The 17,866-nt window shown below is 69.6% G+C and carries 14 protein-coding genes; 8 read left to right on the forward strand and 6 right to left on the reverse strand.

Annotated features, from left to right (window positions below; all coding sequences use genetic code 11):
* Positions 1–43 precede the first annotated feature (43 nt).
* From EV147_RS22660 to EV147_RS22675, 4 genes are all read left to right on the forward strand, one after another.
* Positions 44–454 (forward strand): cupin domain-containing protein, encoded by a 411-nt coding sequence (locus tag EV147_RS22660; protein ID WP_130393461.1) that lies wholly within the window; start codon positions 44–46, stop codon positions 452–454.
* A gap of 45 nt (positions 455–499) precedes the next feature.
* A complete protein-coding gene (locus EV147_RS22665) occupies positions 500–1,483 on the forward strand; it encodes a Bug family tripartite tricarboxylate transporter substrate binding protein (protein ID WP_130393462.1) in 984 nt (327 codons plus the stop codon).
* A 9-nt stretch (positions 1,484–1,492) separates the two neighbouring features.
* On the forward strand, positions 1,493–2,665 hold the full coding sequence (locus EV147_RS22670) for an acyl-CoA dehydrogenase family protein (protein WP_130393463.1): 1,173 nt from the start codon (positions 1,493–1,495) through the stop codon (positions 2,663–2,665).
* Positions 2,666–2,791: 126 nt separating this feature from the next.
* Positions 2,792–7,993 carry a trifunctional serine/threonine-protein kinase/ATP-binding protein/sensor histidine kinase gene (locus tag EV147_RS22675; RefSeq protein WP_130393464.1) on the forward strand — a complete coding sequence of 1,734 codons (5,202 nt, stop codon included), beginning with the start codon at positions 2,792–2,794 and terminating at the stop codon, positions 7,991–7,993.
* Between the two features lie 324 nt (positions 7,994–8,317).
* Here the strand turns inward: EV147_RS22675 and EV147_RS22680 are convergent, their stop codons facing one another.
* The gene (locus tag EV147_RS22680) at positions 8,318–8,500 is read right to left on the reverse strand and encodes a glycine zipper 2TM domain-containing protein (RefSeq protein ID WP_130393465.1); all 183 of its coding nucleotides are present in this window, start codon (positions 8,498–8,500) and stop codon (positions 8,318–8,320) included.
* A 338-nt stretch (positions 8,501–8,838) separates the two neighbouring features.
* On the opposite strand from EV147_RS22680, the gene EV147_RS22685 reads away from it, so the two are divergent.
* Positions 8,839–10,917, forward strand: a complete 2,079-nt coding sequence (locus tag EV147_RS22685) for a putative bifunctional diguanylate cyclase/phosphodiesterase (RefSeq protein WP_130393466.1) — start codon at positions 8,839–8,841, stop codon at positions 10,915–10,917.
* A 14-nt stretch (positions 10,918–10,931) separates the two neighbouring features.
* Here EV147_RS22685 and EV147_RS22690 read toward each other — a convergent pair whose 3' ends face one another.
* Positions 10,932–11,195 carry a copper resistance protein CopQ gene (locus tag EV147_RS22690; RefSeq protein WP_130393467.1) on the reverse strand — a complete coding sequence of 88 codons (264 nt, stop codon included), beginning with the start codon at positions 11,193–11,195 and terminating at the stop codon, positions 10,932–10,934.
* Positions 11,196–11,445: 250 nt separating this feature from the next.
* Here EV147_RS22690 and EV147_RS22695 point away from each other — a divergent pair, with 250 nt between their 5' ends.
* Positions 11,446–11,745, forward strand: coding sequence for an H-NS family nucleoid-associated regulatory protein (locus EV147_RS22695; protein ID WP_130393468.1), 300 nt, complete (start codon positions 11,446–11,448; stop codon positions 11,743–11,745).
* 6 nt (positions 11,746–11,751) lie between these two features.
* Here the strand turns inward: EV147_RS22695 and EV147_RS22700 are convergent, their stop codons facing one another.
* The 4 genes from EV147_RS22700 to EV147_RS22715 form a co-directional block, all read right to left on the reverse strand.
* Entirely contained in the window at positions 11,752–13,071 is a 1,320-nt protein-coding gene (locus tag EV147_RS22700; protein WP_198680333.1) for a multicopper oxidase family protein, read from the reverse strand.
* Entirely contained in the window at positions 13,068–14,471 is a 1,404-nt protein-coding gene (locus EV147_RS22705; protein ID WP_130393470.1) for a TolC family protein, read from the reverse strand. The genes EV147_RS22700 and EV147_RS22705 overlap by 4 nt, the downstream gene beginning before the upstream one ends.
* A gap of 8 nt (positions 14,472–14,479) precedes the next feature.
* Positions 14,480–14,830, reverse strand: a complete 351-nt coding sequence (locus tag EV147_RS22710) for a hypothetical protein (protein ID WP_130393471.1) — start codon at positions 14,828–14,830, stop codon at positions 14,480–14,482.
* 153 nt (positions 14,831–14,983) lie between these two features.
* Positions 14,984–15,439: a hypothetical protein gene (locus tag EV147_RS22715; RefSeq protein WP_130393472.1), complete on the reverse strand. Its 456-nt coding sequence runs from the start codon at positions 15,437–15,439 to the stop codon at positions 14,984–14,986.
* A gap of 225 nt (positions 15,440–15,664) precedes the next feature.
* On the opposite strand from EV147_RS22715, the gene EV147_RS22720 reads away from it, so the two are divergent.
* Together EV147_RS22720 and EV147_RS22725 are read left to right on the forward strand one after the other, a co-directional pair.
* Positions 15,665–16,342, forward strand: a complete 678-nt coding sequence (locus EV147_RS22720) for a heavy metal response regulator transcription factor (protein ID WP_130393473.1) — start codon at positions 15,665–15,667, stop codon at positions 16,340–16,342.
* Between the two features lie 10 nt (positions 16,343–16,352).
* The gene (locus EV147_RS22725) at positions 16,353–17,807 is read left to right on the forward strand and encodes a heavy metal sensor histidine kinase (RefSeq protein WP_235844930.1); all 1,455 of its coding nucleotides are present in this window, start codon (positions 16,353–16,355) and stop codon (positions 17,805–17,807) included.
* Positions 17,808–17,866: the final 59 nt, after the last annotated feature.

Raw genomic sequence — 17,866 nt, forward strand, 5'->3', positions numbered from 1 at the left:
CCGGCCATCCGGTCAGGCGCCGAATGTTGGAGACAGCCCGCTTATGACTTCATCGTCCGCCGCCCCCAAGGCGGCTCCCACCTATTTCGTCCGCACCGAAGACGTGGAGGGGTACCACCCCGCCAACCACGTCGGCACGCTGAACCGCCGCATCATCGGGCGCGAGAACGTCGGCGCCACCCAGCTCGAAGTCATCCACGGCACCATCGAGCGCGGCAAGGGCGCCTTGCCGCACGCCCACCCCGGCATCGAGCAGGTCTGCTACGTGCTGGAAGGCCGCGCCCGCGCCGAGGTCAACGGCCAGTCGCAGGAGCTTGGCCCCGGTGACTGCTGCTTCTTCCCGGCCGAGGCGATGCATGTGTTCACGGTGATCAGCGACGAGCCCGTGAAGCTGCTCGTGGTCTACGCCCCGCCGTACGAGGAATCGCCGGACCGGGTGATCCGCCCGGCCTGACCCGACCCGCAGCCCTGCCACCTCGCATCCGAAACAGGAGCGACCATGCCGAATTTCCGCGTGCGGCGCACGCTTGCCGCCGCCATCCTGGCACTTCCCACCGTTGCCTTGCCGCTGTCGGCCCACGCCGCCGACGCGTGGCCAAGCCGGCCGATCAAGCTCGTGGTGCCATTTGCGGCCGGCAGCGGTACCGATGCCGTGGCGCGCATCACGGCCAAGGAACTGGGCGATGCACTGGGCCAGAACGTCGTGGTCGACAACCGGCCCGGCGCCAACGGCGCGATTGCCGCTGAAATCGTCGCCCAGGCGGCGCCTGACGGCTACACGCTGTTCATGACCACCAACACGACGCATTCGGCGAACCCCTCGCTGATGAAGAAGCTGCCCTACGACCCGATCAAGGACTTCACGCCGGTGGCGCGCATGGGCAACCTGCCGTTCATGCTGGTCATCAACCCGAAGCTGCCGGTCAAGACCGTGGGCGAACTGATTGCCCACGCGAAGGCCCATCCGGGCATGTCGTACGCCAGCGGCAACAGTACCGGCATCGTGTCCGGCGCCACGCTGGGCCGCATGGCGAAGATCGATCTGCTCCACGTGCCCTACAAGAGCACGCCGCCGGCCATGACCGACGTGATTGCCGGCCAGGTGCCGATGATGTTCGTCGACGTGGCCGCGGGCTCCGCCAACGTCAAGGCCGGCAAGATGCGCGCGCTGGCCGTGACCACGGCACAGCGCAGCCGGCTGCTGCCGGACCTGCCTCCGATCGGCGACACGCCCGAATTGAAGGGCTTTGACATCACATCCTGGAACGGCGTCTTCGGCCCGGCAAAACTGCCGCAGCCGATTGTCGATCGGCTCAACAAGGAGCTGTCGCGGATTGCCGGCAGCAAGGACGTGGCGCCGAAGTTCGAGGCGCTGGGTTTCGAGGCGTTCGGCCAGACGCCGCAGCAGTTCGCAGCGTTCGTGAACAGCGAGCTGGTGAAGTGGAACAAGCTCGTCAAGGACGCCGGCATCCAGCCCGAATAAGGACTCCACATGAATTTCGAGCGGACACCGGAGCAGAACGCCATCGTCGAGGCGGTCAGCCAGCTGTGCAGCGATTTCGGCCCCGAGTACTGGGCCGGACTGGACCGTGAGCACAGGTTCCCCGAGGCGTTCCACCAGGCCATGGCCGGCGCGGGCTGGCTTGGCATCGCCATGCCGGAGCAGTACGGCGGCGCGGGGCTCGGCATCACCGAGGCGGCGCTGATCATGCAGACCGTGGCGGCGTCCGGGGCAGGGTTCTCGGGCGCGTCGGCCATCCACATGAACGTGTTCGGGCTGAACCCGGTGGTGGTGTTCGGCACCGAGGCGCAGCAGGCCGCCGCGCTGCCGCCGCTGATCGCCGGCCACGAGAAGGCTTGCTTCGCCGTGACCGAGCCCGACGCCGGGCTCGATACCACGCACCTGAAGACGCAGGCGGTGCGCACCGCCGATGGCAGCGCCTACCGCGTGGACGGCCGCAAGATCTGGATCTCCACGGCGCAGGTGGCCACGCGCATGCTGCTGCTGGCGCGCACCACGCCGCTCGACGCGGTGGCCAGGCCCACGCAGGGGTTGAGCCTGTTCTACACGGCGCTGGACCGCAACCACATCGAGGTGCGCGAGATCGACAAGATGGGGCGCGGCGCGGTGGATTCGAACATGCTGTTCATCGACGGCCTGATGGTGCCCGCCAGCGACCGCATTGGCGAGGAGGGCAGGGGCTTCGAGTACATCCTGCACGGGCTGAATCCGGAGCGCATCCTGATTGCCGCCGAAGCCGTGGGCCTGGGCCGCGCCGCGCTCGATGCCGCCACGCGCTATGCGCGCGAGCGCACCGTGTTCGGCCGGCCCATTGGCCAGAACCAGGGCATCCAGCATCCGCTGGCCCAGGCGTGGATGGCGCTCGAAGCCGCCGACATGATGGTCTGGAAAGCCGCCTGGCTCTACGACAACGGCAAGCCGTGCGGCGCCGAGGCCAACGCCGCCAAGTACCTGGCCGCCGAAGCCGCGCACCAGGCCTGCCAGACCGCCGTGCTGACGCTGGGCGGCATGGGCTATGCCCGCGAGTACCACGTGGAGCGCTACCTGCGCGAATCGTATATCCCGCGCATCGCCCCGGTCAGCGCCCAGTTGATCATGTGCCATATCGCCGAGCGCGTGCTGGGCCTGCCGAAGTCGTATTGACCCTCGCCGGCGTGCCGCTTTGCGGGACACGCCGGCCGTAACCGATTAGGATGGGGGCTGTCCGTCCCGTATCGCCCCCCGGCCCCCGGCCCTCGCGCCATCCTTCTCCGGTTACCCATGCTTTCCATGCCGTTTCCCAAGGCCGAGATCGAACTCGGTTTCGACTCCACATGGGAGGCGGGCGACCGCATGTTCGGCCGGGGACGCGCGCTGCGTGGCGACGACAGCACATCGCCGGTGCTCGGCGTCTGGGCCGCCGACGATCACCGGCTTCCCGAAACCTTCGAACGGCTGGCGCACGAACATGCGCTGCGCGACGATCTCGACCCCGCGTGGGCCGCCGTGCCGCAGGACCTGCTGCGCGAGCGCGGGCAGGTCGTGCTGCTGCTCGCCGATCCCGGCGGCGAACCGCTGAGCCGGCTGATCGATGCGCCCCTGCCGGCCGCAGCCTTCCTCGATATCGCCATCGCCACCGTGATGGCCGTGTGCCAGTTGCATCAGCGCGGCCTGATCCACAAGGACCTGAAGCCGGCCCACGTGCTCGTGGCGCCGGACCGCAGCCGCGTGTGGCTGACCGGCTTCGGCATCGCGTCACGCATGGGGCGCGGCGCCGTGCCGATGGCCGAGGCGGGCGAGATTGCCGGCACGCTGGCCTACATGGCGCCCGAGCAGACCGGGCGCATGCATCGCGCGATCGATACGCGCACCGATCTCTACGCGCTCGGCGTGCTGTTCTACCGGATGCTGACCGGCACGCTGCCGTTCAGCGCCACCGACCCGCTGGACTGGGTGCATTGGCACCTTGCGCGCGAGGCCGTTCCCCCCGCCGAACAACTGGGCTCGGTGCCGGCCATGCTGTCGGCGATGGTCATGAAGCTGCTGGCCAAGCCCGCCGAAGACCGCTACCAGACCACGGCCGGGCTGTTGCGCGACCTCCAGCGGTGCCAGCGTGGCCTGGCCGCCGAGGCGCGGATCGAGCCGTTCCAGCCCGGCGAGCACGATATCTCCGATACGCTGGTCATCCCGGAATTCCTGTACGGCCGCGCGCCGCAACTGGCGACGCTGGCGGGCACGCTCGACCGGGTGGCCGCCACGGGCCGCAGCGAGAGCGTGGTGGTGTCTGGCCCGTCCGGCGCCGGCAAGACCGCCGTCGTGCAGGAACTGCAGCGCACGATCCTGCAGCGGCGCGGGCTCTATGCGGCCGCCAAGGCGGACCTCGCCGGCCGCGGGCAGGATCGCCTGCCGTACAGCACGCTGGCGCAGGCGCTGCGCGGCCTGCTGCGCGAGTTGCTGGCGCTGGGCGAGGCGGAGCAGGCGCCGTGGCGCGGCGCCATCGCCGAGGCGCTGGGGCCCAACGCCGGCCTGCTGGTGCCGCTGCTGCCCGAACTGGACCAGTGGCTCGGCCCGGCGCCGTGGACGCGCGAGGCACCTTCGCGCGAGGTGGAGGCGCGGCTGCGGCTGGCGCTGCAGAGCCTGGTGGGCGCGCTGGCCGGAGTGGCCCGGCCGCTGACGCTGTGCCTTGATGACGCGCAGTGGCTGGACGCCGGAACCGCCGTGCTGCTGCGGCATCTGCTGACCGCGCCCGGCGAGGGACACCTGCTGCTGGTCAGCGCCTACCGTACGGATGCGATCGACGACGCGCAGGCGCTGCCGCGCGGTATCGCCGCGTGGCGCGAGCGCGGCGCGGCGGTCACGCATGTCGCGCTCGGCAATCTGGACGCGCCCGACCTGCACCAGCTCGTGGCCGACACCCTCCACTGCAGCCCCGGATCCAGCGCGCCGCTGGCCCGGGTGGTGATGGAGAAGACCGCCGGCAACCCGTTCTTCGTGACCCACTTCCTGGCCGAACTGGCCGACGGCGGCCTGCTGCGCTTCGACCACGTGGCCGCGCGCTGGACCTGGGAGATCGGCCCGATCGAAGCCCGGGGTTTCACCGACAACGTGGTATCGCTGATGGTGGACCGGATCGGCCGGCTGCCGGCCAGCACGCGGGCCGCGCTGGAGTTGCTGGCTTGCCTCGGCAACGACATCCCGGACACGCTGCTGCGCCAGGCGTGGGACGGCGATGCCGCCGCACTCGATGCCGCGCTGGCGGCGGCCGTGCAGATGGGGCTGATCACGCGGCAGGACCGCCTGCTGCGCTTCTGCCACGACCGCATGCTCGCAGCCGCCTACGCGCGCCTTCCGGAGCCGGACCGGCCGGGCGTGCACCTGCGCATCGGGCGGCAACTGCTGGCGCGGCTGTCCGAAGAAGAGATCGACGCGAACGTGTTCACCGTGGCGGGCCAGCTCAACCGCGCTGCGGGGCTGATCGAGTCGGCGGCCGAGCGCGACCGGCTGGCCGAGCTGAACCTTGCCGCAGCCCTGCGTGCCCGCACGGCGTGCGCCAATGCCGCCGCGCTGCACTACCTGTCGGCGGGCGTGGCGATGCTGTCCGCGGATGCCTTCGGGCGCTGCCACGCGCTGGCGTTCTCGCTCACGCTGCATCTGGCGGAGTGCGAGTTCCTGACCGGCGACGTGGCCCGCGCCGAGCAACGGCTGGACGCGCTGGCGGCCCGCATCGACGCACTGACCGAACTGGCCGTGGTTACCCAGGTCAAGCTCGGCCTGCTGCTGACCAGCGGGCGGCGCGCCGAGGCCGTGGCGGTGGGGCTGGACTACCTGGCCCGCGCCGGCATCGCCTGGACCGCCGAGCCACTGGCCGAGGCGGTGGCCGAGGAAGAGGCGCTGCTGACGCGCCAGCTGGCCGGGCGCGAGATTGCCTCGCTGGAGGCATTGCCGGCGATGTCGGACCCCGGCGCGCTGGCCACGATGCGCGTGCTGACCGCGCTGCTGCAACCGGCCTGGTACAGCGACGAGCACCTGCGTGGCCTGGTGATCCTGCGCATGGTCAACCTGAGCGTGGCACGCGGCAACAGCGACGAGTCGTGCCTCGGCTACGCCTGGCTGGCGATGCTGCGCGTGGCGGCGTCGCCCGACAATCCGGACGGCGCCGCGTTGGCCCGGCTGGCACAGGCGCTGGCCGAGCGTCATGGCGTGGACCGCTTCCGGGCCCGCGTCTGCCAGGTCGTCGGCGGCAACCTGCTGCACTGGACCCAGCCGTTGCGCGTGGCACGCGGCGTGGCCCGGGAAGGGCTGGCGCTGACGCAGCAGATCGGGGACCTGACCTACGCGGCCTACCTGCGCAGCAACCTGATCACGCACGCGCTGGCCATCGGCGACCCGCTTGGCCGCGTGCTGCGCGATGCCGAGTCCGGCAGCGTCTATACCTGGGGGCCGCGCTTCGCGCTGGTGGCAGACCGGCTCGCGCCGCAGCGCCAGCTGGTGCGCACGCTGCGCGGCCTGACACCGGTGTTCGGCCGCTTCGACGACGATGATTTCGACGAGCGGGCCTTCGAGGCACGGCTGCCCGGCGACGTGGGACTGCGGCTGGCGGCGTGCTGGTACTGGATCCGCAAGCTGCAGGCGCGCTACCTGGCCGGCGATGGCGCGGCGGCCTGCGCGGCGGCGGAGCGGGCCGCGGAACTGCTGTGGACGTCGCCCGCGTATTTCGAACAGGCGGAGTACCACTTCTACGCGGCGCTGGCCCGCGCGGCATGCTGCAATCCGGCGCTCGACGACGACCTGGCGCTGCATCTGCCCGCGCTGGCCGGGCACCACCGCCAGCTTGCCCGGTGGGCGCGCCACTGCCCGGCGACGTTCGGCAACCGTGCGGCGCTGGTGGCCGCCGAAATTGCCCGGCTCGAAGGCCGCGACGTGGAGGCCATGCGCGGCTACGAGGCGGCCATCGCCTCGGCGCGCGACAGCGACCTCATCCACATGCAGGCGCTGGCCAACGAACTGGCCGGGCGCTTCTACATGGAGCGCGGCATCGAGCATCCGGCCGCGATGTACCTGCGCGAAGCGCGCCACTGCTACCTGCACTGGGGCGCCGACGCCAAGGTCTGGCAGCTCGATGCGCGCTATCCGCAACTGGTGGCCGGGGCAGGGGGGCGTTCCGCCGCGGCGCCCGCCATGGGCACCATCGGCGCGCCGCTCCAGCATCTGGACCTGGCCACGGTGATGGCGGTCTCCGAGGCGGTGTCGGGCGAGGTGCGGCTGGACCGGCTCATGGAGATGCTGCTGCGTACCGCGCTCGAACAGGCCGGCGCCACGCGCGGGCTGCTGATCCTCCCCTCCGGCGGCCACTACCGCGTGGCGGCCGAGGCCGGCATCCGCGACCATGCCGTGACGATGGCGCTGGCCGACCGGCCGCTCGACGCGTCGGACCTGCCGCTCTCGGTGATCAACCATGTGCTGCAGGCGCGCGAGCACATGGTGTTCGATGACGTGGCCGCGCAGCGGCCGTTCACGGCTGACCCGTATATCCGGCAAAGGCGGGCGCGCTCGATGCTGTGCCTGCCGCTGCTGAACCAGGGCAAGCTGGCCGGCGTGCTCTACCTCGACAATGCGCTGGCTCCCGGCGTATTCGGGCCGGCGCGCACCGAGGTGATCAAGCTGCTCGCGTTCCAGGCAGCCAGCGCGCTCGAAAACAGCCGCCTGTTCGAGGCGCGGCGCCAGGCCGACGAGGCACTGCGCCAGGCGCAGTCGGACCTGGCCCACGTGGGCCGCGTGATGACGCTCAGCGCGCTGACCACGTCGATCGCCCACGAGGTGAGCCAGCCGATTGCCGCGATGACGATCGAGGCCAACGCGGCACTGCGCTGGCTGCGCCGCGAACGGCCCAATGTGGACGAGGCCATCGAGTCCCTGTCGGGCATCGTCAGGCAGGGCCAGCGGGCGCGCAGCGTGATCGCCGGCATGCGGGCCATGCTCCGCAATGCGGCGCCGCAGGCCCAGCCGCTCGACCTCAACGCGCTGGTCGACGAATCGGTGCCGCTGTTTGGCGGCGAACTCACGCGGCATCGTATTTCGCTTAAAACAGACCTTGCCGGGGACTTGCCACAGGTCAGGGGCGACAAAGTCCAGTTGCAGCAGGTGTTCCTGAACCTCGCGATCAACGCGATCGAGGCGATGCGTGACGTGGTGGACCACGCACGCGACCTGACCGTCCGCACGGCCGTGGGTGCGGGCGGCGAAGTGCTGCTGAGCGTGCACGATGTGGGCGTGGGGCTGCCCGGCGACCCGGCGCAGATGTTCGAGGCGTTCTACACGACCAAGCCCGAAGGCATGGGAATGGGGCTGGCGATCTGCCGATCGATCCTGGAGACCCACGGCGGCGATCTGCATGCGTGGCCGAACTGGCCCGCCGGCGCGGTGTTCGGCTTTGCCCTGCCGCCAATGGACGTAGAAGGAGCCGAAACCATCGCCGAAACGCCAAAAGCATGAAAAAAGCCCCGGAGGGTGAGTCCGGGGCTTCCTTCGCTGCAGGTTTCCCGCTGCCGCGCCATGACGATCCGAAGATCTTTCATCGTTGAATGCCGTGATGCCTTTCAGCGATGAAAACGTCCGAATCATCGTTGAAGGACACAACAGCCGACGCTCATGGCGCGGCGCGCGGCGGCATGGTCTTCCCATCAAAGAAACCATGCCGCGCTAATCCGGACGACCCTGCCCGCCGTCCGAACCGCGGAAATCGTGGGTGGCATAGCTGGAGTCAGCGGGCCACCCGGTATTCAATAGCTGTTTACTTGTTGGCTTGCTTGCCGAGTGTTACTTGCCGAGTTCGTGGCCGATGACGCCGCCAACCACGGCACCGCCCACGGTACCCAGGGCGCTGCCATCGCTGACCTCATGGCCCACCACGCCACCCGCCACCGCGCCGGTGGCCGTGCAGCCCGCGAAACTCCAGCAACATGCGCCGATTGCGAGCGCGCCTGCAATTCGCTTCCACATGGTCGACTCTCCTGCGTGCGCCGCCGCCGTTGCAACCGGGCGTCCGGCGTCGTTCGTGATGGTTCAATAGTAGGGGGGGCGCAGGCTACCCGACATTCCGGCGCGCGCTGATTGCCCTGTAGGAATTTATCGGACGGACAGAGTGTTGCGTGGCCGCGGCATGTCAAGCCGCTAGAAGGTGGATTCCAGCACGGCACCAGCGGCGCTGATGCACAATCCCGCTTCAGTCTGGGCTGCAGGCGCCGTTATCCCTGGTGGAAGGCGGGAATCTTCACTCCGGCCCCGAGTGCCATCAGTCACCGCGGCGGCCCGCAAGCCACCGCACCGTCACGCCTGCCATGATTTCCCCGAGTTACGACGCATCGCTGGTTCTGTTCTCCGTGCTTGTTGCCGTGCTGGCGTCCTATACGGCGCTCGACATGGCGGGGCGCATCTCCACCGCCGGGCGCGGGCGCTACGCCCGCATGTGGCTGGCCGGCGGCGCCGTGGCGATGGGGCTCGGCATCTGGTCGATGCACTTCATCGGCATGCTGGCGTTCAGCCTGCCGATACCGCTCGGCTACGACGCGGGCATCACGGCCGCCTCGCTGCTGATCGCGGTGGGCGCGTCGGCCTTCGCGCTGAAGCTGGTCAGCGGGGCCAGGCTGCCGCCGGCCCGGCTGGCGCTGGGCGCCACGGTGCTTGGCGCCGCCATCGCCAGCATGCACTACACCGGCATGGCCGCGCTGCGCATGCAGCCCGGTATCGACTACGATCCGTGGCTGTTCGTGCTGTCGGTGGCCATCGCGGTCAGTGCGTCGGGCGCGGCACTGTGGATCGCCTTCCGGCTGCGCCGGAACATGCCGCGCGTGCACCAGTTGCGCCTTGGCGCGGCGCTGGTCATGGGCGGCGCCATCGCGGCGATGCACTATACGGGCATGGCCGCCGCGCGCTTTCCGCTGGGCAGCGTCTGCGGCGCGGCCCGCACCGGCGTGGACAGCCACGCGCTGGCGCTGCCGATCATCGTCATCACGGTCTGCGTGATTGCCGTGGCGCTGGTCACGTCGGTGCTCGACATGCGCCTGGAAATGCGCACCGCCGTGCTGGCCGACGCGCTGAGCGTGGCCAACCGCGAGCTGGAGTTCCTGGCCCTGCATGACAAGCTCACGCACCTGCCCAACCGCGTGCTGCTGGAAGACCGCTTCCAGCAGGCCATGCGCCAGTACGACACGTTCGCCGTGCTGTTCGTCGATCTCGATGGTTTCAAGGGCATCAACGACACATACGGCCACCAGGTGGGCGACAACCTGCTGGTGGAGATTGGCCGCCGGCTGCGCGGCGCCGCGCGGTCCGAGGACACGATCTCGCGCGTGGGCGGCGACGAATTCGTGATGCTGGTGCGGGTGGAGGAGCCGGCCGACGCGGGCGTCGTGGCGGCCCGGCTGATCGAGGCGCTGCGCGAAACCGCCTACGTCAGCGGCCATGCGCTACACGTGTCCGGCAGCATCGGCATCGCCGTTTATCCAGCGGATGGCTCGGACCAGGACGGGCTGATGACCAATGCCGACGCGGCGATGTATCACGCCAAGGCGTCGGGCCGCAATGCCTACTGCTTCTTCGAGCGCTCGATGAACCAGCAGGCGCGCGCGCAGCAGACGCTGATCCAGGACCTGCGCGCCGCCATGCGCAAGGGCCAGTTGCAATTGCACTACCAGCCGAAATTCTCGGCACTGGACAACCGCGTGGTCGGTGCCGAGGCGCTGCTGCGCTGGAATCACCCGGCGCGCGGGCTGCTGATGCCGGACCAGTTCATCGCGCTGGCCGAGAAGACCGGCGCCATCGTGCCAATTGGCGACTGGGTGCTCGACGAGGCCTGCCGCCAGTTGGCCGAGTGGCGCGGCCTGGGACACCTGGACTGGTCGGTGGCGGTCAACCTGTCGGCGCTGCAGTTCTGCCACGCGGGCATGGTCGAGGCCGTGGCCGGCGCGCTGGAGCGCCATGGCGTGCCGGCCACGCACCTGACGCTCGAAATTACCGAAAGCACGGCCATGCGTGACGTGGAAGAGACGCTCGATATCATGACGCATCTCGACGCGATGGGCGTGCGCATCGCGATCGACGATTTCGGTACCGGCTATTCGAGCCTGCTGCACCTGAAGCGGATTCCGGCCAGCGAACTCAAGATCGACCGGGGCTTCGTGCGGGAACTGGTGGAGGATTCGGAGGATGCCGCGATTGTCTCGGCCATCGTGGCGCTGGGCCGGACGTTGAAGCTGCAGGTGGTGGCCGAAGGCGTGGAAACCGCTGCGCAGCAGACCTTCCTGGCGGGCCTGGGGTGCGATGCGCTGCAAGGCTACCTGCTGGGCCGGCCCGTGCCCGCCGCGCAGTTTACGGCATTGGCGGCGGCATCGGGTGCCGATGCCGCCGCCATGTCATGACGTGAAACGCAGGATTACGCGCCGTCGGTGAACGAATCGCGCGGGCTGCGGACACGCGCGCCGTCCGTGTAGACGTCACGCGTGCCCATGCGGGCGCCATCGGTATAGACGTCGCGGGGGCCGGTGATGCGCGCGCCATCGCTGTAGACATCGCGCGGTGCCGTCACGCGGGCACCATCGGTGTACGGATCAACCGAGCGCGGCGCGGCGTTGGCCAGGCCGGCAGCGCCGGCGAGGGTGGCGGTGATGGCAGTGCAGAGCAGGGCTTTCTTCAGCATGGTGAGACTCCTTGCAGTCGAAGATTCGAGGATAGGAAAATCGAGACAGTTGGTTGGAACGGTCGTCACGCGACCTTGCAAGCAGTCTAAGAACGGGCCGCCGACGCAAACATGACCTGCCCATGACATCGATGTCATGGCGAAACACCCTGTAGAATGCCGTCTGGCCCAACGGTTATTGCACCCGGGCCGCTCCCCCGAAATCCATTCTCCAGCCCGCCCCGATGGTGGCGGGCGCGCACGATAAGTCATGTCCGAGTCTGAAGCAGCCAAAACCGCCGCGGTGGCGTGGATCCGCGAGCAGATAGACCGCCTTGGCCTGACGTTCGACCATCTTGTCGAAGCAGGCTGCTTTGCCGAAAGCGAAGAAAGCACCGATGCCGAACCGGCCGAGCCGGCCGCCCCGGAGGCGCCCCCTGTAGCCGCCGCGCCGCGCGTGGTGTATCGCAACGCCATGGGCCAGACCTGGGACGGCACCGGCGAGTATCCCGACTGGCTGCAGCGCGCGGTCAACGCGGGACAATCGATCGATTTCTACCGCGTCGACTGACGCGTCTCAGCGGCGCGTGGCCGGCGGCGCCGCTTCTGCCCCGGTGTATTCGAAGGCGACCGTGCCCTTCGGATGCCGGTACCAGCCCGGGTCGCGGTAGTCGCCCGGCGCCAGCCCCGCCCGCACCTTGAGCGTGGTGAACATGCCGCCCATCTCGATCGGGCCAAACGGCCCTTGTCCGCTCATCATCGGCAGCGTGTTGGCGGGCAGCGGCATGGCCATGCTGCCCATGTCGGCCATGCCGGCTTCTCCCATCGCCATGTAGTCGGGCACCAGCGCGTTCATGCGGCTGGCCAGGTCCTTCTGCTTCACCCCGATCATCGTTGGCACATCGTGGCCCATTGCGTTCATCGTGTGGTGCGACTTGTGGCAATGAAACGCCCAGTCGCCGGGATTGTCGGCAACGAACTCGATCGCGCGCATCTGGCCCACGGCCACGTCGGTGGTGACCTCGGGCCAGCGCGCGGATGGCGGCACCCAGCCGCCGTCCGTGCCCGTGACCTCGAAGCGGTGCCCGTGCAGGTGCATTGGATGGTTGGTCATGGTCAGGTTGCCGAAGCGGATGCGCACGCGGTCTCCCAGGCGCACCGGCAGCGGGTCGATGCCCGGAAACACGCGGCTGTTCCACGTCCACATGTTGAAATCGGTCATCTCGGCCACGCGCGGCGTGTAGGAGCCGGGATCGATGTCGTAGGCGGCGATCAGGAACACGAAGTCGCGGTCCACGCGCATGGCCGCCGGGTTGCGCGGGTGTACCACGATGAACCCCATCATGCCCATGGCCATCTGCACCATCTCGTCGGAATGCGGGTGGTACATGAACGTGCCCGCGTGGCGCATCTCGAATTCGTAGACGAAGGTCTTGCCCGGCGGGATATGGGGCTGGGACAGGCCGCCCACGCCGTCCATGCCGGCCGGCAGGATCATGCCGTGCCAGTGCACGGTGGTGTGCTCGGGCAGCTTGTTCGTGACGAAGATGCGCACGCGGTCGCCCTCGACGCATTCGAGCGTGGGGCCGGGGCTCTGGCCGTTGTAGCCCCACAGGTGCGCGGTCATGCCGGGCGCCAGTTCGCGCTCGACCGGCTCCGCCACGAGGTGGAATTCCTTCCAGCCATTGCGCATGCGCCACGGCAGCGTCCAGCCGTTCAGCGTGACCACGGGCTGGTAGGGGCGGCCGTTCGGCGGCGCGGCGGGCGGTTGCGTGGCGGCGCTCGATTGCAGCGCGGCTTCGGGCAGCGCGGCGGCGCCGGCGCGCGACACCATCGCCGAACCCAGCATGGCGGCGGCCGAGCCGCCGAGGAAATTGCGTCGGGTGACCATGGTCATTGTCCTTGGGGAGCGTCGGAAGCAGCGGAAGCGGTGGCCGTATCGGGCAGCCGGCCGCCGAGCGCGCTGCGCAGCTCCGACTCGGCCAGCCAGAAATCGCGCTGGGCGTCGAGGTAGGCGTTCACGGCGTTGATCTGTTCGCGGGCATCGGCCAGCAGTTCGAAGACGCTGACCAGCATGCCGTTGTAGCGCAGCAGGTTCTCGTCGCCGATACGCTTGCGCAGCGGCACCACTTCATCCCGATAGTGCTGGGCGATGTCGTAGCGCGCCTGATAGCCCGCGTAGGTCTCGCGCACCAGCGAGCGCGCATTGATGGCCTGTTCGGCCAGCCGCGACGCGGCCTGCATGTATACATATTCGGCGCGGGCCACGCGGGCGCCGCCCCAGTCGAACAGCGGCACCTCGATGTCGATGCCGTAGCCGGTCTCGCGTGGACGGCCGGTCTCCGAATTGAACAGGTAGCTCGCGTCGAGCACGCTGATGAAGCCCGTGGCCCGCGTGAGTCCGAGCGAGCGCGACAGGCTGTCGAGTTGCGCGCGCCCGGCCTGCAGGTCCAGCCGGTTCGAGATCGCATAACCTTCAAGATCCTGAAGCGATGGCCGGCTGGGCGGCAGATCGGGCAGGCGCTCGGGCAGACGGAAGGCGAGATCGTCGCCCCACAGGCCGAGTTCGCGCGTCAGTTGCTCGCGGGCGGTCAGCGCGCGTTCCCGGGCCCGCGCCAGTTGCGCGGCGGCATCGGCGTAGAACGCCTGTTCCCGGGCGTGGTCGAGCACGCTGACGTTGCCGGTGCGGGCCAGGTCGCGGGCGAACAGCGCTCCGGTTTCGGCGGCCCGCCTGACTTGTTCGGCATAGCGCGCGGCCTGTTCGGCGGCCACGGCGCGCACCCAGGCGCGGCGGGCCGCTTCGGCGCGGCGCAGCGTGGCGTCTGCCACGGACAGCCGGGTCTGGGCGAAGCGGCCTTGCTCGATGCGCGCCGCGAACGGCAGCGCCAGCAGGTTCATGAAACCCACCGTGACGGCGCGTTCGATCTTGAGTTCGTCGCCCGAGGTCTTGCGGCTGAACGAGAAGCCGGGGTTGGGCAGGCGCGTGGCCTGCACGTAATCGGCCTCGGCAATGCCAAGGTCCGCGTACTGGGCCTGCAGCCCGCGATGGTTGAGCAGCGCCACCTGGACCGCGCTGGCTGCGTCGAGCGGCTGCGCCAGCAGTTCGCGGGTGCGTTCGCGCACGGCAGTGCGGTCGGCGTCGGAACGGACCCAGAGCGCCGGCTGCCCGAGCCGGCCGCGGGTAGCGTCCGCCACCGGGCCAAAGCCGCCATCGGCAGAGAAGCCGGCACAGCCGGCCAGCAGCAGGGCCGCGAGCGGTACCGCGCCACATCGTAAAAAAGCCAGATTCAGGAACATGACCGGGCTCAGTGCGCGTGGTGGTGCTGGTGCCCGCCGTCGGCGGGTGCCGGGGAGGCTGGCATCCCTGCCGGCGTCGATGCCGGGGGCGGGCTGGCATGGTGCATGGCGTGCCCCGCGTGCGGATCGGCGGCGGCCCCGGCAGCGGGTGCGACGCTGGCATTTGCGGCGCGCCAGGGCTGGCGCTGCGGGGTTTCGTAGCGCTGGTAGCCGGCCAGCGGCGCCACGTCGGGCAGGGCCGGCACGGCAGCGTGGGGGTTCATCGGATCGGGCAGGGCGGGTGCCGGCACCTGGGCGGCGGCGAGCGCCGGGGCCAGCATCAGCAGCGATGCCAGCACGATGCAACGCTTGGCGAGCATGGTATTTCTCCGAGACGCCGCCATCGCCCGGCAGACACGGCGGGCGTCAACAAGCAGCAGGCGGCAATCAGTCGCGATCAGGAAAGCGCGCAGCCGCGCGACGGCGGGGCGAATCCTGGGGAGGGCGAGCGTGCGCTGGGCGCACGTCGGGTGTCAGCAGTGGCGGGCGGGCGGCCGGTCTGCCGGCAGGACCGGCTGGCTGGCAAAGCTGGCCGGCATGGCCAGAGGCAGCGCGTGGCGGTGGTGTTGCAACACCACGAGGGGGATCTCCGGCAGCAGCATGGCACTGGCCGCGCACGCGGCACAGGCGCTGCAGACGCCGGCATGGTGAGAGTGGTCGCTCATCGGCCCGGGCGCGTCGCCGGACGGCGTGGCATCGTGCCAGACCGGCGTGTCCATGTTCTCGACGGCCGCTTCATGGCAATGTGCGTGGACGTCCTGGCCGATCTCGGCCTCCGCTTCGGCCTTGATGGCGGCGTGGCGCTCGGACATCGACAGCCCGGCAGCCTCGGACGCCTTGCAGACCATCATGACTGCCGCGGCGGCGCCCTGGACGGGCAGCGCGAACATGGCAAGACACAACAGGAAGCTGGAAAGCAGGCGTTTCATCGAGACCGGAAGGCGGCCTGTCGCGGGACAGGCGGGAGCATGGGCAATTGCCCCAGGGCGGGGCAGCCGGCATTGTACTGTGTTTGCCAGGCAGATATTGCCCATGCATCATGACAATCGTGCAATGATCGCCCAAATGACGCCAACCTCGGATAGTGTCGGGGTTCTGCAATAAACCGAGAGAGGGGGCGCCGGCGCAGTGCCGGGCGCCCGAAGTGACACACCATGCGCATCCTGATTGTCGAAGACGAACCGAAGGCCGGTGACTATCTGCTGAAGGGGCTGACGGAGTCCGGCTTCGTCGCCGACCTGGCCCGCGACGGCGTGGACGGCCTGGCGCACGCCCGGGAGCAGCACTACGACCTGATCGTGCTCGACGTGATGCTGCCCGGCATGGACGGCTGGCAGGTGCTGCGCGAGCTGCGCCGCGACAAGGACACGCCGGTACTCTGCCTGACCGCCCGCGACGAGCTGTCTGACCGCCTCAAGGGCCTGGAACTGGGCGCCGATGACTATATGGTCAAGCCGTTCGCGTTTGCCGAACTGGTGGCGCGGATCCGCACCATCCTGCGGCGCGGCCCGCTGCGCGAAAGCGAGTTCATGGAGATGGCCGACCTCCAGATCGACACCATCCGCCGCCGTGTCACGCGTGCCGGCCAGAAGATCGACCTGACCTCGAAGGAATTCGCGTTGCTGCAACTGCTGGCGCGGCGCCGGGGCGAGGTGCTGTCGCGCTCGCTGATTGCCTCGCAGGTGTGGGACATGAACTTCGACAGCAACACCAACGTGGTGGATGTCTCGATCCGCCGGCTGCGCGCCAAGGTGGACGACCCGTTCCCGAAGAAGCTGATCCATACCCGGCGCGGCATGGGCTACGTGCTCGACGAATCGGACGAAGCGTGAGCCGGTGGGCATGAAACACCTTGCGCGCGTGCGTCGCGCGATCGACGCGTGGATGCCCGCTTCGCTGACCACGCGTCTGGCGCTGGCCTACGGGCTGACCACGGCGGCCATTCTCGTGGGCGTGGCCACCTATCTGGCCACCGCGCTCGGCAACCAGCTGCAGTCGCGCGACGAGAGCGAACTCGTGGGCGAGGTGCTGCTGGTGCGCCACCTGCTGCGGGAGGTGGCCGACGAGAACGAGATCCGCACCGACACGCACCGCTTCGCCGACATCGCCATGGGCCACGAGGGCCTGATCCTGGTGGTGCGCACCCGTGACGGCGATCCGCTGATCACGCTCAATCCCCACAACGAGACCCTGCCGCCGCTATCCGTGCTGCCGGTCGGCACGATGCCCGACAAGGCCGCGCTGCAGACCTGGCATCCGCGCAACGGCGTGCCCTCGCGCGGCATTGCGGCGCTGGGGCAGGTGGGCGATTCCAGGCGTACCGTGGAGATCATCGTGCTCAGCGATGCCGGCTACCGCGTGGCGCTGATGCGCGAGTACCGGAGCGAGCTGCTGGGCGCCGTGCTGTGCGGCGCGATCGTGGCGGCGGCGCTGGGCTACCTGCTGGCGCGGCGCGGGCTGCGGATGCTGCGCCGGATGGCCAGCGACGCGGCGGCGGTGACCACCAGCCGGCTGGCGACGCGGCTCGATGTGGGCGGCGCCCCCGAGGAACTGCGCGAACTGGCCGGCGCGCTCAACGCCATGCTGGCGCGCCTGCAGGACAGCTTCACGCGGCTCTCGCAGTTTTCCGCCGACCTGGCACACGATTTCCGCACGCCGATCAGCAACCTCGTCGGCCAGACCCAGGTCACGCTGGCCCAGCGCCGCACGCCAGCCGAGTACGAGGCGGTGCTCGAATCGAACCTGGAGGAGTACGAGCGGCTGTCGCGCATGATCGAGAACATGCTGTTCCTGGCCCGGGCGGACAACGCCCAGGTGGCGCTCGGCGCGCGGTCGCTCGACGCGCGGGCCGAACTGGACAAGGTGGCCGAGTATTTCGAGGCCGTGGCGGCCGACCGCAACCTGACGGTCGCGGTGTCGGGCACCGCCACGGTGACGGCCGACCAGACGCTGCTGCGGCGCGCCGTGATCAACCTGCTCGACAATGCCATGCGCCACGCGCCGGCCGGCAGCACGGTCCGGATGGTGGTGTCGCGGCCCCAGGCGGGGCAGACGGCGATCACGGTTTCCAACGGCGGCCCGGCGATCGACGCCGACGCGCTGCCGCACCTGTTCGGACGTTTTTACCGGGCAGACCCGTCGCGGCGCAATTCGGCGGGCTCCACCGGGCTTGGCCTGGCGATCGTCGACACCATCATGCGGCTGCACGGCGGCAGCGTTTCGGTGCAGAGCGTGGAAGACGACACCCGCTTCGAACTGGCCTTCCCGGACTGGGTGGGGACCGCAGAGGCGGCGTGAGGCACCTGCCATCGGCTTGACCCTGGAGCGGCTACAGGGTCTTCAATGGCAGGCATTAC

It is taken from the genome of Cupriavidus agavae, assembly GCF_004217045.1.
GTDB classification, from domain to species: domain Bacteria; phylum Pseudomonadota; class Gammaproteobacteria; order Burkholderiales; family Burkholderiaceae; genus Cupriavidus; species Cupriavidus agavae.